Annotated in this window: 13 protein-coding genes; 3 read left to right on the top strand and 10 right to left on the bottom strand. The window is 63.6% G+C overall.

Going from position 1 to position 14,608, the window contains the following annotated elements:
* The first annotated feature begins 49 nt into the window (after positions 1–49).
* Complete coding sequence (gene secD / locus ABDB81_RS12930; RefSeq protein WP_346811409.1) at positions 50–1,915, top strand: protein translocase subunit SecD; 1,866 nt, start codon at positions 50–52, stop codon at positions 1,913–1,915.
* 21 nt (positions 1,916–1,936) lie between these two features.
* Positions 1,937–2,911 carry a protein translocase subunit SecF gene (secF, locus tag ABDB81_RS12925; RefSeq protein ID WP_160472944.1) on the top strand — a complete coding sequence of 325 codons (975 nt, stop codon included), beginning with the start codon at positions 1,937–1,939 and terminating at the stop codon, positions 2,909–2,911.
* A 93-nt stretch (positions 2,912–3,004) separates the two neighbouring features.
* On the opposite strand, the gene ABDB81_RS12920 is transcribed toward secF, so the two are convergent.
* The 8 genes from ABDB81_RS12920 to purB form a co-directional block, all read right to left on the bottom strand.
* Positions 3,005–3,997 (bottom strand): response regulator, encoded by a 993-nt coding sequence (locus ABDB81_RS12920; protein ID WP_346811407.1) that lies wholly within the window; start codon positions 3,995–3,997, stop codon positions 3,005–3,007.
* Complete coding sequence (locus ABDB81_RS12915) at positions 3,994–5,127, bottom strand: hybrid sensor histidine kinase/response regulator (RefSeq protein ID WP_346811405.1); 1,134 nt, start codon at positions 5,125–5,127, stop codon at positions 3,994–3,996. The genes ABDB81_RS12920 and ABDB81_RS12915 overlap by 4 nt, the downstream gene beginning before the upstream one ends.
* A gap of 7 nt (positions 5,128–5,134) precedes the next feature.
* On the bottom strand, positions 5,135–6,466 hold the full coding sequence (locus tag ABDB81_RS12910; protein WP_137923272.1) for an ATP-binding protein: 1,332 nt from the start codon (positions 6,464–6,466) through the stop codon (positions 5,135–5,137).
* A gap of 25 nt (positions 6,467–6,491) precedes the next feature.
* A complete protein-coding gene (locus ABDB81_RS12905) occupies positions 6,492–7,883 on the bottom strand; it encodes a class I SAM-dependent methyltransferase (RefSeq protein WP_137923273.1) in 1,392 nt (463 codons plus the stop codon).
* A gap of 436 nt (positions 7,884–8,319) precedes the next feature.
* A complete protein-coding gene (locus tag ABDB81_RS12900) occupies positions 8,320–8,910 on the bottom strand; it encodes a YceI family protein (protein ID WP_346811402.1) in 591 nt (196 codons plus the stop codon).
* A 76-nt stretch (positions 8,911–8,986) separates the two neighbouring features.
* Entirely contained in the window at positions 8,987–9,562 is a 576-nt protein-coding gene (locus ABDB81_RS12895; RefSeq protein WP_346811400.1) for a YceI family protein, read from the bottom strand.
* A gap of 48 nt (positions 9,563–9,610) precedes the next feature.
* The gene (locus ABDB81_RS12890) at positions 9,611–10,174 is read right to left on the bottom strand and encodes a cytochrome b (protein ID WP_137923276.1); all 564 of its coding nucleotides are present in this window, start codon (positions 10,172–10,174) and stop codon (positions 9,611–9,613) included.
* Between the two features lie 399 nt (positions 10,175–10,573).
* Positions 10,574–11,950 carry an adenylosuccinate lyase gene (gene purB / locus ABDB81_RS12885; RefSeq protein WP_137923277.1) on the bottom strand — a complete coding sequence of 459 codons (1,377 nt, stop codon included), beginning with the start codon at positions 11,948–11,950 and terminating at the stop codon, positions 10,574–10,576.
* Between the two features lie 355 nt (positions 11,951–12,305).
* On the opposite strand from purB, the gene ABDB81_RS12880 reads away from it, so the two are divergent.
* The gene (locus ABDB81_RS12880; protein ID WP_137923278.1) at positions 12,306–12,920 is read left to right on the top strand and encodes a glutathione S-transferase C-terminal domain-containing protein; all 615 of its coding nucleotides are present in this window, start codon (positions 12,306–12,308) and stop codon (positions 12,918–12,920) included.
* Between the two features lie 47 nt (positions 12,921–12,967).
* On the opposite strand, the gene mnmA is transcribed toward ABDB81_RS12880, so the two are convergent.
* Positions 12,968–14,047 carry a tRNA 2-thiouridine(34) synthase MnmA gene (gene mnmA / locus ABDB81_RS12875; RefSeq protein WP_346811397.1) on the bottom strand — a complete coding sequence of 360 codons (1,080 nt, stop codon included), beginning with the start codon at positions 14,045–14,047 and terminating at the stop codon, positions 12,968–12,970.
* A complete protein-coding gene (locus tag ABDB81_RS12870) occupies positions 14,044–14,583 on the bottom strand; it encodes an NUDIX hydrolase (protein ID WP_137923280.1) in 540 nt (179 codons plus the stop codon). Before ABDB81_RS12870 ends, mnmA begins: the two co-directional genes overlap by 4 nt.
* Positions 14,584–14,608: the final 25 nt, after the last annotated feature.

The raw sequence follows: 14,608 nt of genomic DNA, 5'->3' as shown, positions 1-14,608 counted from the left end.
CGCACTGCGCGCGACAATCGGCCACGCCAACTGCAACGACTGGCCAAAGATGAATCGTTACCCGCTTTGGAAGTACATCGTGATTCTGGTGGCCCTGGCCATCGGGATCATCTACACCCTGCCGAACTTCTTCGGCGAGGCGCCCGCTGTACAGGTGTCCTCCGCAAAGGCCACGGTCAAGGTCGACCTGGCCATGCAGAAACAGGTCGAGGAAGTGCTGGCCCAGAACCAGCTGCAGCCCGACGGGGTCTTTTTCGATCTCGCCGGCCAGTCCGGCTCGGTCAAGGCACGTTTCCGCACGACCGACGAGCAGCTCAAGGCCAAGGACGTCCTGTCCCGCGCGCTCAATCCCAACGCCAGCGATCCCACCTATGTGGTGGCGCTGAACCTGCTGTCCGGCTCGCCGCAGTGGCTCACCTCCCTGCACGCACTGCCGATGTACCTGGGCCTGGACCTGCGCGGTGGCGTCCACTTCCTGCTGCAGGTCGACATGAAGGGTGCGGTCGACAAGAAGCTCGACAGCCTCTCGGGCGATGCCCGTACGTTGCTGCGCGACAAGAACATCCGCCATTCCGGCATCGACCGTGACGGCGACCGCCTGACCGTGCGCTTCGGCAATGCTGGCGAGGCCGACCGCGCACGCGCTGTCCTGGCCGATAGCCTGCGCGAGCTGGCATTCACCGTGGACGGCAACAACGTCACCGGCGTGTTTACCGATGCAGCCCGCAAGGCCGTACAGGACGCCGCCGTCAAGCAGAACATCACCACGCTGCACAACCGCGTGAATGAACTCGGCGTGGCAGAGCCCGTGATCCAGCAGCAGGGCGCCGACCGTATCGTCGTGCAACTGCCGGGCGTGCAGGACACGGCCAAGGCCAAGGACATCATCGGCCGTACCGCCACGTTGGAAGCCCGCCTGGCCGATCCGGACGCGCCGCGCAACCCGCGTCCGGGCGACCCGGTGCCGTTTGGCGACGAACTGTTCACGCAAGGTAACGGCGCGCCGGTGATCCTGCGCAAGCAGGTGATCTTCACGGGCGACCGCATTGAAAGCGCGTCGGCCGGCTTCGACCAGAACCAGCGCCCCTCCGTCAACATCAAGCTCGATGCACAGGGTGGCCGCACGCTGCGTGACGTGTCGCGCGAGAACATCGGCAAGCCGATGGGCATCGTCCTGTTCGAAAAGGGCAAGGGCGAAGTGCTGACCGTGGCGACGATCCAGTCGGAACTGGGTTCGAGCTTCCAGATCACCGGCTCCTACTCGACCGAAGCCGCCAACGACCTGGCGCTGCTGCTGCGCGCCGGCTCGCTGGCCGCACCGATGGAAATCATCGAGGAACGCACGATCGGCCCGTCGCTGGGCGCGGACAATATCCAGAAGGGCTTTGACTCCGTCGCCTACGGCTTTGCGGCCATGGGCGTGTTCATGATCTTCTACTACATGCTGTTCGGCGTGTTCTCGGTGATCGCGCTGGGCGTGAACCTGCTGCTGCTGATCGCGCTGCTGTCGATGCTGCAGGCCACGCTGACGCTGCCCGGCATCGCCGCTATCGCGCTGGTGCTCGGCATGGCCATCGATGCGAACGTGCTGATCAACGAACGTATCCGGGAAGAGTTGCGCGCGGGCGCGTCGCCGCAGATGGCCATTGCCATCGGCTTCGACCGCGCCTGGGCCACCATCCTGGACTCGAACGTGACCACACTGATCGCAGGCCTGGCGCTGCTGGCGTTCGGCTCGGGTCCTGTGCGCGGCTTTGCCGTGGTGCACTGCCTGGGCATCCTGACCTCGATGTTCTCGGCGGTGTTCTTCAACCGCGGCATCGTCAACCTCTGGTACGGCCGCAAGAAGAAGCTGCAGAGCCTGGCCATTGGCCAGGTCTGGAAGCCGGGCCCCGATACCCCGGTCACCAAGTAAGCCAGGACAGGAACACACATCATGGAATTTTTCCGCATCAAGCGCGACTTTCCGTTCATGAAGCACGCGTTGATCTTCAACGTGGTCTCCTTCCTGACGTTTGCCGCTGCCGTCTTCTTCCTCTGGCACAAGGGCCTGCACCTGTCGATCGAGTTCACCGGCGGTACGGTGATGGAAGTCAACTACCAGCAGACCGCCGATCTCGAAAAGATCCGTGGCCAGGTAGGCAAGCTCGGCTATAGCGACGTGCAGGTGCAGAACTTTGGCACCTCGCGCGACGTGATGATCCGCCTGCCGCTGCAGAAGGGTCCGGACGGCAAGCCCGTGACCTCGGCGCAGCAGAGCGAACAGGTGATGGGCGCACTCACCGCCTCCACGCCTGACGCCAAGCTCCAGCGCGTGGAGTTCGTGGGACCACAGGTGGGCAAGGAACTGGCCACCGATGGGCTGCTGGCGCTGCTCTGCGTGGTGGCCGGTATCGTGATCTACCTGTCATTCCGGTTCGAATGGAAGTTCGCCGTGGCGGGCATCATCGCCAACCTGCACGACGTGGTGATCATCCTGGGCTTCTTCGCGTACTTCCAGTGGGAGTTCTCGCTGTCGGTGCTCGCGGCAATCCTTGCGGTGCTCGGCTACTCGGTCAACGAATCGGTCGTGATCTTCGACCGGATTCGTGAAGCCTTCCGCAAGTACCGCAAGATGAGCACCCACGAAGTCATCGACCACGCCATCACCAGCACGATGTCGCGGACCATCATCACCCACGGCTCGACCGAAATGATGGTGCTGTCGATGTTCTTCTTCGGCGGCCCGACGCTGCACTACTTCGCACTGGCCCTGACCGTGGGTATCCTGTTCGGTATCTACTCGTCGGTGTTCGTGGCTGCGGCACTGGCCATGTGGCTGGGCGTCAAGCGCGAAGACCTGGTCAAGGGCGACAAGAAGGGAGGCGACTCCACCGACCGCAACGACCCGAACTTCGGGGCGCAGGCCTGACGGTCATCGCTGTCATCGACAAAGAAGCGACAAAATAAAAAGGCACCTTCGGGTGCCTTTTTATTTTCCTCCGGGCCGCTACCGGCCGAGCCATCAGACTTCGGTCAGGTTCTCGATCCAGACCGCCAGTCGATCCGACGCAAACGACTCCGTACGGGTGCCGGTGCGCGCCGAAATGGCGTCGCCCTCGCGTACCAGTTGCAGCGCCCCGCCGGCTTCCTCCAGCCACAGCAGCGTAGCCAGCCAGGCAGCGTGTTCGGCCGACACGGCTTCGCCCACCGGATTGGCGACGAACTCGCTCAGCGCTGCGGGCGACGTCCAGGTGATAACGTCGCCATCACGGCGCACGGACGTGCCAAGCGCCTCGGCCAATACCGCCGCCACATCGCCAGCGCCACGGCCCGCCGCGCGCAACGCCGCGAGCCTCAAGCCGACCGCATGGCCAAACGATCCACTGCGCTGGCTTTCCGCGCCGATCACGTCTGCGTAGTCCATGCGCTGCCAGTCCGGCTCGGCATTCTTCGGGCCGGCCAGCGAGGTACCCGACAGGTACGTCTCCACCGGCTGGAATTTTCCAGGACCGATCAGGCTCGCACACAGCGCATGCACCATGCCCACGCGCGTCGCCACGGTCTGCTTCTGCAGCACCATCAGCTTCTCGCGTACAAGCTGGTCGCGCTCGCGGCGCAGCCCGGACAGTTCCAGCGCTTGCTTCAGTTCCATGCGCAGCGCCGTAATGTCCCACGGCTTCTTGATGTAGCGATGGATCTGGCCCTGGTTGACTGCCTCGACGGTCTGGTCGAGCTCCGAGTAGGCCGTGGTCAGGATGCGCACGATGTGCGGGTAGCGCTCGCGCGCATACCGCAGCAGTTCGTTGCCATACTCGCCCGGCATACGTTGGTCGGACACCAGCACGGCAAGGCTCTCGGCGTGGGCATCGAGCAGCGCCTTGCCCTCCTCCACCGACTGGCCGGTCACCACCGGTGCAAGCTGCCCGATGGCGCGCTGGAAATACTTGACTGCGGTAGCTTCGTCGTCGACGAACAGAATCGCCGGGGGTGCCTGCGTCATATTCGGTTCGCTCATCGATCACTCCTGTGCATACGATTCTTGAAATTGGGGAAATCGAGGGTAACGGTGGTGCCTGCGCCCGATGCGGACGCTATCCGGATGCCGCCACCAAAAGATTGCATTACGCGATTACAGAAAATCATGCCCATGCCGCTGCCACCCGCCGAGGCGTGCGTGGTCACCGGGTCCACCAGCAGCCGGCCCATCACCTCGGGCGGGATGCCGGGGCCGTTGTCCGCGATGCGGATTTCCGGCCGGTCACCGGACTCCACGACAAAGCGCAGCAACGGTGCCTCGACATCGGCCAGTGCCCGCAATGCATTGCTCATGACCGACGACAGCACCAGCGCCACGCAATTGGGCAGCGTGAGTACGGGAAAATCACCGATCACATCGACCTGTACCCAACTACGCTGGTTATCGGCAAAAGGGTAGCTATCCAGTAGCGATGCCACCAGCGCGCCCGCACTGACCTCCTGCCCCGGTCCGGACCGGGGCTTGGTACCACCCGCGCTGCTCCGCACCGACTGAAGGAATGACGACAGCACCGCCAGGCAATACTGGGCGTTATCGTGCATCGCACCAGCGGCATGGCCGATCTCGGTCTGGCGCTGCTGGCTCAGTTCGCCACCGACGCGTGACTCGATGCCACGCGCGAAGTTGGCGATGGCCGCCAGCGGCGTATTCAGTTCGTGGGCAAGAAAGGCCAGCGTCTCGTCGATGGCCATCAGCCGCTGCTGGCGCACCGCGCGCTCGCGGAACCGTTCGCCGGCCAGCCGCAGGACATCCCGCGCACCCGCCACGCCAATCGGCTTCTCCAGGATGCGGAAGACCTCGCCGTTGTTCACGGTTTCGAGCAGCACATCCTTGTCCGCGTAGGCCGTGACCAGAATCCGCACGATCTGCGGATACTCCAGCGACACCTGGCGCAACAGGTCGCCACCATCGCGGCCCGGCATCCGGAAATCGGTCACCAGCACGGATATCCGCGCGTGCTCCGCACGCAGGATGGCGATGGCTTCGTCGGCACCCGTGGCCGACAGCACTTCGTACTCGCTGCCCACAGCGCGGGCAAAATACTTGCAGGCCATCTCCTCGTCATCGACGTAGAGAATGGTAGGACGCGCCTGCGTAACTTCGATCATGACAACATCACTCCGCGCGCGGCAGGTCAAAACTGAAGGCAGCCCACTGGCCGACCTCGCTCTCGGCATAGAGCACGCCGTCGTGGCGCTCGATCACCGCATAGCTGATCGACAGGCCCAGCCCCAACCCCTGCCCCACTTCGCGCGTCGTGAAGAACGGTTCGAACACCCGCGCGAGGTTTTCCGGCGCAATGCCGGGGCCGTTGTCGCGCACCGTCACGTGCAGGCGCTTGACGTCCCAGCGCACGGTCGTATGGATCGCCGGTTCCTTCGTGCCCGCCTTGCGCATGGCCAGCGCGGCATTCGAAAACAGGTTGATCAGCACGCCGATGATCGCAGCCTCGTCGCCGAGCACCAGCGTATCCATCGGCATCTCGCGCGTCATCTTGACGCCGCGCAATTCGTGCGCCGTCAGCCGCTGGGACGAGTCGAGCGCCTTTTCGAAAAGGAAAGGTGTGCCCTCCACCTCGGCGCCGGGCTTGCGGTACGCAAACGTCTTCAGGTCGGAGACGATATGCTGGATGCGTTGCATACCCTGCTTGGCATCCACCAGGCACTCCTGGATCCCCGGCTCGTTCTTGGCCGCCGGCTCCTCCATGGCCACCTCGATGGCCATCAGGCAGAAATTCACCGGATTGTTGACTTCGTGCAACAGCCCCGCCGCCAGCGTACCGATGGCGGCCATCTTTTCCTGCTGCAGCATCTGGCCCTTGATATCCACCAGCTTGCGATTGATGACTTCGAGCTCGGTGTTCTTGTCTGCCACCTCGGCCTTGAGCCGGAACAGCATGAAGCGCGCGCGTTCATTGAAGAACGTGTACACGCCGCTGGCAGCCGCCGCGAACAGCAGGAATAGCGAGTTCACGATGAACGTGCCCATCGGCTCGATGCCGCCGGAATGCAGCAGGCAGGCCAGCGCGTAGAGCACGTACGAGAGAATGCCGAACACCAGGTTCTGCCAGAGTCCGAATGGCAGGGCGATGCCCGAGGCGAAGATCGCGAGGTTCAGGCCCACGTAGTAAGGCGACTGCACCCCTTCGGTCTGCGAAATCATCCACGCGATCATGATCTGCGGCAGCAGCAGCCACGACATCGTCAGCCAGGGCGCGAAGCGGCGCCCCGCCTGGCTGTAGAGCGCCACCACCACGCCGGCGATCAGCAACGACACGACGACCCGCGCAATCGCAAAAGGCAGTTGCAGATGCGGGTACTGGCCGTAGTCGAGCCCGACACCAAGGAGCACGAGGGCGATGGCCGTGTAGGCGCCGCCCCGACTGAACGCGAGGCGGAAGTCGGCCAGCTCCGACTGATAGCCGGCATAGAGTTGGTTCGAGCTCATGACCCTGGCAGGCGCCGCCTCTATCTCAGCGGATGGTGGCTTCGGCGAAGACATTGACGCCGGTTTCATCGACATAGAGTCGGTGGGCATGCGAATTCTCCGGCAGCAGCGAGGACATCCCCGCCTCGTCGCGATAGATCAGGTACCACTCCAGCAAATGTTCCATGCCGAATTTCTCGGGATTGTCGGAGTGGACATTGGTGACCAGCATCTCCCCGCCCGGCTTCGATCGCGATGCGAAATAGGACAGCAGACGCGCGCAGACCTTGTCCGAGAGATAGTCGAACAGGCCGGCGCAGTAGACCGCGTCGAACTCCCGCACGCTCGGGTCGTCCATGGCAATCCGGCGCTTGAGCAGTTCATGCACCGACTGATGCAGCATCTCCACCGATACCTTGTGCCCGGCCGCCGCCGCCGATCGCTCGATCGAGCTGCGTGTGTATTCGAGCGTTTCCTCGCTGAAATCGACCAGCTGGAACGACAGCAACTCTGGATTCGGGTACTCGCGCACGAAGCGCTGGATCTCGAATGCCGGCCCGCACCCCACGTTGAGGATGCGGAACGGACGCCCCGCGGCCCGCGCGCGCTCGGCCTGCCGTGTCAGGAAGTCCACCAGCAGGTCGATGCGGTTGCGGTGCGCCGTAGCCACCGCAGCCTTGAGGAACGCGGTGTTGACGATCTGGAAGTACGTGGTCGGACCCTGCTGCGGATCGCTGAGGATCTGGTTCACCATCTCGTAGTCGCCGGCGTAGCCCAGCGGCTTGGTGAAGGTGCGGTACACGAACGGTGCCCGCAGCAGCAGCGGATGCAGCGCGGCCTGCGCATAGGTGCGGTGCACCGGCGCCAGTTCGCTGTCCACGCTCTGTGCTTCACCCTCGAGCCAGTCGAGGTAGGTCTTCACCTTCCCCATCAGCGGCGAGGCCAGTTCGTAGAACACGTCCTCGCGCAGCCGGCCTTCCTTCTTCGGCAGCGACTCGGTCAGGTCCACCTGCTCGACCCAGCGCGAGACTTCCGAGAGGAATGCGCGCATCTCGTTGACCACGATCTGGTAATCGCGCCGGATATTGAAGCGCGTGTCCCAGTCCTGGACAAAGAGATTCGCCTCGTGGGCGACCGACTTGGGCGCGTCGCCCACGTCCGTCAGCTCGCGCCATTCGTCGATCAGCGTCAGCGAGACCACAGCGGTCAGGCCCGTGTTGACGAGACTCATGACGACGGCCTTGCCGAGGTAAGCGTTCTTGGCGCCCATGCGGACGTTCAGTTCGCTGAGTACCTCGCTGACCTGGACAATCGAATAGGGATTGTAGATTTCCATCACCAGCGACTTGCGCTGGAGATTGATAATCGTGCCCCGCACCTGCTCGCCCTGCGAGTTGCGGAAGCTGACTACCGGATCGATTTGCGTTTTGGAGTACACGGTATCGCGCCAGGGGAATTCCGAGAAACACTGCGGGCTCGGCGCCAAGGGGCAGCCGGCCGATTACGGCTCAGGCAAGGGACTTGAGGCGAACTACCAGTCAGGGAATGCAGCCTATGCTCATATCGATGCGCGTGACCTGTTGCGGGAAGGCGCGCACCGGCAGGCTGGCGGAACTGGCCATTGCACTGGCGGGCGCCGCCCCAGAGGGTGGGACTGCGGCGACCCATTGTACTGTGGCTGTTCGACAACGCACAACCGGCCAGTCCAGCCAAATAGTGGGGTATGCCAACACGCATAAAAAATGGGCCGGCATTCCCTGCCGGCCCATGTCTTGGGAAGATGACATCTCCCCGATGGCGCGGATGCACCGAAATATTGCATCGCGCCGTGATCCGTCCTTGTGTACGGATCACCGTCGAACCCAGTCCGAACCTTAGTCCGCCTTGACGGCCTCGACCTGGATCGCCAGCTTCACGTCCTGCTTGAAGCCGTACTTCACACCGTAGTCGATGCCGAAGTCGGCGCGGTTGAACTCGGCCACGGCATCGGCGCCGCAAGCTTCACGCTTGAGCATCGGGTGCTGGATGCACTTGAATTCCTTGATCTCGAGCTTGACCGGCTTCGATACGCCGCGCAGCGTCAGCACGCCTTCCACTTCGGTCGGCACGTCGCCCTTGAACTTCGAGAACTTGCCCTTGTACGTGGCATCCGGGAAAGCCTGTACGTCAAACATCTCCGGGCCCTTGGCGTGCTCGTTGAGCTTGCCGTTGCCGAAATCGATCGACGCCGCATCGATCTTGATGTCCACCGTGCCGGTCTTGGCAGCACGGTCCAGCGTCACCACGCCGCTGGACTTGTCGAACTTGCCACGCCACTTCGACAGGCCGCCCAGGTGGTCGGCTTCGAAGCTCGGGTACGTGTGGGTCGGATCGATGTTGTACGTCGACGCGTTGGCCATGGCGGCGCCGGCGGCGAACGTGGCGGAGGCTGCCGCGGCAGCGGCGATCAGGGTGCGCATTTTCATCTTGAATCTCCCGTCAAAAAGTTGGAGAGGAAGGTCATAAATCGGCCAAGGAGCGGTCAGCGGGACTAAGCCTGCCTCAGCCCTTCTTTGCCGGGGTCACGATATGGAACTTGATCTGGACGTCGTCGGCCACCACGGAAGTGTCCTTCCACTCGCCGTCGCCGATGTTGAACACGGTACGCTTGATCGGCAGCACGCCGTCGAAGACCTGCGCACCGCCGTCCTGCTTGTACGTGGCCGGCACGGTCACGTCGATGGTCTTGCCCTTGATGGTCAGCTTGCCCACCACGTCGTACTTGCCTGCGGCGCCGGCCTTGATGCTGGTGGACTGGAACACGGCCTTCGGAAACTTGCCTGCATCGAACCAGTCCTTGCCCTTGACCTCCTTCGTGGTCTCGGCATCGCCGATCTCGAAGCTCGACACATCGATCTCGACCTTGGCCGACGAGGTGGCGAGCTTGGCGGGATCGAAGTCGAGCGTGGCATCGAACTTCTTGAACTTGCCTTCCATCGGCACGCCAATCTGCTTGGCAACGGCCGTGACCGAGCTCTTTGCGGCATCGATCTGGGCCCATGCCAGGTTGGCGGCCATGCCCGCCGTGGTCAGCAAGGCGGCCACGAGGATTGGACCGGAACGGGACATGCGTTTCATCTGAGACTCCAGTGGTAATGGGGTGATCGGGTGATGGATTCGCGCGGTTCAGCGCAGGAACGGGATCATGCGGCCCAGCGTGCCGTCACGGTCGATGATCTGGTGCTTGATGGCTGCAGCGGCATGCACCACGACAATCGCCGCCATCAGGTAGTTGAGCCAGATATGGGCATTCTGGAGGATCGGCTTCCATGTGTCGCTGGCCTCGATCAGGACCGGCAGCTTCCAGAGCCCCAGGTAGACCACCGGCACGCCAGCAGCCAGGCTGTACAGATAGCCGGTGATCGGGACGACGATGATCAGCAGGTAGAGCAGATGGTGCGCGGCGGCCGCGGCCCGTGCCTGCCAGGCCGGCGTGCCCGGCGCCACGGCCGGTGCGGCATGGGTGGCGCGCCAGATCACGCGCAGCACGGCCAGCACGAAGATCGTTACGCCAAGCCACTTGTGCCAGGAGAACAGCTTGAGCTTGGTGGGCGTGAAACCGGGGATACCGGTCATGTAGAGGCCGAGGCCGAACGCGGCAAAGATGCCGAACGCAATCAGCCAGTGCAGGCCGATCGCCGTAGGCGTATAGCGCGCCGGCGCCCCCGTCGAGGATCCAATGGAACCCATGTCAGTCAATCCCTTCGTTTGTTGCTTTTATTTGTTGCGCCGGCCTGTCTGGCGACCATGCATCATCTAAGACGATCCGCCACGACAATCACGTCAGGCCCCAAGGCCGCCTGCGCCGCGCCATGCGTGACCAGCAATCTTCGCATTATTGGGTGCGCGCCCGATGCTGGGAAGCCCCGAACTTCATGAAGTCGTTCAAATCATTTGATGTGCCGTAATGTCGCACCAGCCAACCGGGAACCGATCGTAGCGCACACCGGTGACAGACGGCACTGGCCGATGGTGTCACCCTGTCCGGCCAGTCGTTGCCCGTTTGAAACCGCGCCAAACAAAAAGGGCCGACCCGAAGGTCAGCCCCTGTTGTCCTGCCGCCACGCTCCTTGCGGAGCGCGAAGGTAATCAGATGCGGTTCGCCAGTTCCACGGCCTTGCCGATGTAGCTGGCCGGCGTCATGTCGAGCAGCACCTTCTTGGCGTCGTCGGGAATCGCCAGCCCCTGCACGAACGTCTGCAACGCTTCGCGCGAGATGCCCTTGCCGCGCGTCAGCTCCTTGAGCTGTTCATACGGGTTGGGCACGCCAAAGCGGCGCATCACGGTCTGCACCGGCTCGGCCAGCACTTCCCAGCAGTTGTCGAGGTCTTCGTTCAGGCGCTCCGGATTGGTTTCCAGCTTGCCCAGGCCGCGCAGGCATGCCTCGTAGGCCAGCAGGCTGTAGCCGAAGGCCACGCCCATGTTGCGCAGTACGGTGGAATCGGTCAGGTCACGCTGCCAGCGCGACAAGGGCAGCTTTTCCGACAGGTGGCGCAGCACGGCATTGGCCAGGCCCACGTTGCCTTCCGAGTTTTCGAAGTCGATCGGATTGACCTTGTGCGGCATCGTCGACGAGCCAATCTCGCCAGCTTTCGTCTTCTGCTTGAAGTAGCCCAGCGCGATGTAGCCCCAGATGTCGCGGTTCAGGTCCAGCAGGATCGTGTTGGCGCGCGCCACGGCATCGAACAGCTCGGCCATGTAGTCGTGCGGCTCGATCTGGATGGTGTACGGGTTGAACGTCAGGCCCAGGCGCTGCTCGATCACCTGCTTCGAGAACGACTCCCAGTCGAACGACGGATAGGCCGACAGGTGGGCGTTGTAGTTGCCCACGGCGCCGTTCATCTTGCCGAGCAGTTCCACGCGCTCCACGCGTTCGATGGCGCGGGCCAGGCGGGCGGCCACGTTGGCCATTTCCTTGCCCAGCGTGGTCGGGCTGGCCGGCTGGCCGTGCGTGCGCGACAGCATCGGCTGCGTGGCATTGAGCTTGGCCAGTTCCACCAGGCGGGCGTGCACGCGCTTGAGCGCCGGGACGATCACGCCATCGCGGGCGCCCTTGAGCATCATGCCGTGCGACGTGTTGTTGATGTCTTCCGAGGTGCAGGCGAAATGGATGAACTCGCTCGCGGCTTCCAGCTCGGCGTTGCCCTTGACCTGTTCCTTGAGCCAGTACTCCACCGCCTTCACGTCGTGGTTGGTGACGGCTTCGATTTCCTTGATCCGGCCGGCATCGGCTTCAGTGAAGTCATCCACCAGCGCCTGCAGCTTCGCTTCGGATTCGGCCGAGAATCTCGGCACGTCAGGCAGGCCGGCTTGGGCCAGTGCGATCAGCCAGTTGACCTCGACCTTGACGCGGTTGCGCATGAATGCGGCTTCCGACAGCCACTCGCGCAGCGCGTCGGCCTTGGCGGCATAACGGCCATCGATGGGGGACAGGGCGGAGAGCGGCGAAAGGGAAGACGTGGACATGCTGGGCAACCGGAGAGAAGAGAAATCGGGGGTTCGTGCGGGGGCGCCGGAACCAGAGGATAGGCGTCGCGAAGGCGGCTCGTGCAAGCGGCGGATGCGCCGCTCAGTGGCCAGGGCCAAAACGCGTAACGCGCGATTTTACCATCGCACCATGGCGCTGTGCGGACCGTCCCATGCGATGGGCGGTGATCGGTGCGACAGGCCGCATTGGCGCGGCATCCGGGCAGACGCGCGGGTATACTCCCGCTCGCCCATCCGTTAGCCTGTTATGAAGTGCATTGGGCACGCGGCCGCGCCTGCCGCACCGTGTGCCATAGAGCGCCGATGCACTTCATAACATGCTCAAGGGGAGAACATGAAGCTGTATGCGTCCCACACCAGCCCGTATGCGCGCAAGGTGCGCGTGGTGCTGGCGGAAAAGAAGATCGACTACCAGATGATCGAGGAGAACGTCTGGTCACCCGACACCACCATTTCCCAGTTCAACCCGCTCGGCAAGGTGCCGTGCCTGGTCATGGAAGACGGCGGCGCGGTCTTCGATTCGCGCGTCATCGCCGAGTATGCCGACACGCTGTCGCCCGTCGGCCGACTGATTCCGCAAGGTAGCCGTGAACGCCTGGAAGTGCGTTGCTGGGAAGCACTGGCCGATGGCCTGCTCGACGCCGCCCTGCTCGTGCGCCTGGAAGCCACGCAACGCCAGCCGAACGAACGCAGCGAAAGCTGGGTAGCCCGCCAGCGCGGCAAGATCGACGCGGCACTGGCCGCGATGTCCGCCGGCCTGGCCGACAAGCCGTGGTGCACCGGCATCCACTTCACGCTGGCCGACGTGGCCGTGGGCTGTGCGCTGGCCTACCTGGACTTCCGCTTCCCGGATCTGGCATGGCGCGAGCAGTACGCCAACCTCGTCGCGTTCCAGGAGAAGATCGAGAAGCGCCAGTCGTTCATCGACACTGCAATTCCCGCCGCCTGACCGGCGTGCCCGGGTGGCCGGCTCCGGCCACCCTCTGCATCCCTGCACTACTGAATAATCCCCCCACCCAGGCACACCTCGCCGTCGTACAGCACCGCCGACTGGCCCGGCGTGACCGCCCACTGCGCCTCGGCGAACGACAGCTTCAGCGCCTCGCCGTCCGCCGACACCACGGTGCACGGCGCATCGCTCTGCCGGTAACGCGTCTTGGCCGCCATCACGGCACCTGCAGCCGGGGGTTCACCAGCCACCCACGAGAGATCGGCCGCGTTCAGTTCCGGCGTCAACAGCCACGGATGATCGTGTCCCTGCACGACATACAGCGTATTCGCCGCCACGTCCTTGCGCGCCACGTACCATGCATCGCCATTGCCGTCCTTGCTGCCGCCCAGACCGATGCCTTTGCGCTGGCCCAGCGTGTAGAAGGCCAGGCCGATATGCTCGCCCACCACCTTGCCTTCGTCGGTCTTCATCGGACCGGGCTTGGTCGGCAGGTAGCGGTTCAGGAAATCCCGGAACGGACGCTCGCCGATAAAGCAGATGCCCGTCGAATCCTTCTTCTTCGCGTTGGGCAGGCCGATTTCCGCGGCGATCTCGCGCACGCGCGTCTTCGGCATTTCCCCGAGTGGAAACAGCGTGCGCGACAGTTGCGACTGATTCAGGCGATGCAGGAAGTAGCTCTGGTCTTTCGTGTGGTCGAACGCCTTGAGCAGTTCGAATCGACCATTCGTCGCCTGCCGCACGCGGGCGTAGTGGCCCGTGGCGATGGTGTCCGCGCCCAGCGACATTGCATGGTCGAGAAACGCCTTGAACTTGATCTCGGCATTGCAGAGGACATCGGGATTCGGCGTGCGCCCTGCCGAGTACTCGCGCAGGAAATCGGCGAACACGCGATTCTTGTACTCGGCCGCGAAGTTCACGGCTTCGACATCCACGCCAATGACGTCGGCAACCGACGCCACATCGAGCCAGTCCTGCCGCGTGGAGCAATACTCGCTGTCGTCATCGTCTTCCCAGTTCTTCATGAACAGGCCGATGACCTCGTAGCCCTGCTGCTTGAGCAGCCATGCCGTGACCGACGAATCCACGCCGCCGGACATGCCCACCACTACGCGCTTGCCGCTCATGATGCCGATCCGGTCGTTGCGGGAGTTGCAGGCGTTGCGACAAGCGCCGCCTCCGCCACCGCAGTGGGATGAGTATGCAGCACATCCAACGCAAAGCGCTTGCCGGCCAGGTAGTCTTCGACGCACGCCATCAGCAGCGGCGTGCGATGCCGGTCGGTACTCGCGCGCAGTTCCTCGGCGGTCATCCAGACGGTGCGTACGATGCCCGCGTCGAGTTGACGGCCGGCGTCGAGCGCGCCGAGGTCACCGGTGAAGGCAAAGCGGATATAGGTGGTGTCGCCCTGATCGCGCGACGAACGGCCGCGGCTCATGTAGCAGCCCACCAGTGCGCGCGGCTCGAAGGTGTGCGCGGTTTCCTCGAGCGTTTCACGGATCACCGCATGGATCAGGCTTTCGCCCGCTTCGAGATGGCCCGCCGGCTGGTTCAGGCGCAGGCCATCCGCCGTTTCCTCTTCCACCAGCAGGAAGCGGCCACCCCGTTCGATAACGGCGGCAACCGTGACACTGGCATTCCATTCACGTGACATGATGCACATTTTTTAAGCAATCCGGCATTTTACC

The sequence above is a fragment of the Cupriavidus sp. DL-D2 genome (genome assembly GCF_039710735.1).
Lineage (GTDB): Bacteria > Pseudomonadota > Gammaproteobacteria > Burkholderiales > Burkholderiaceae > Cupriavidus.
This window is presented reverse-complemented; position numbering and strand designations above follow the sequence as displayed.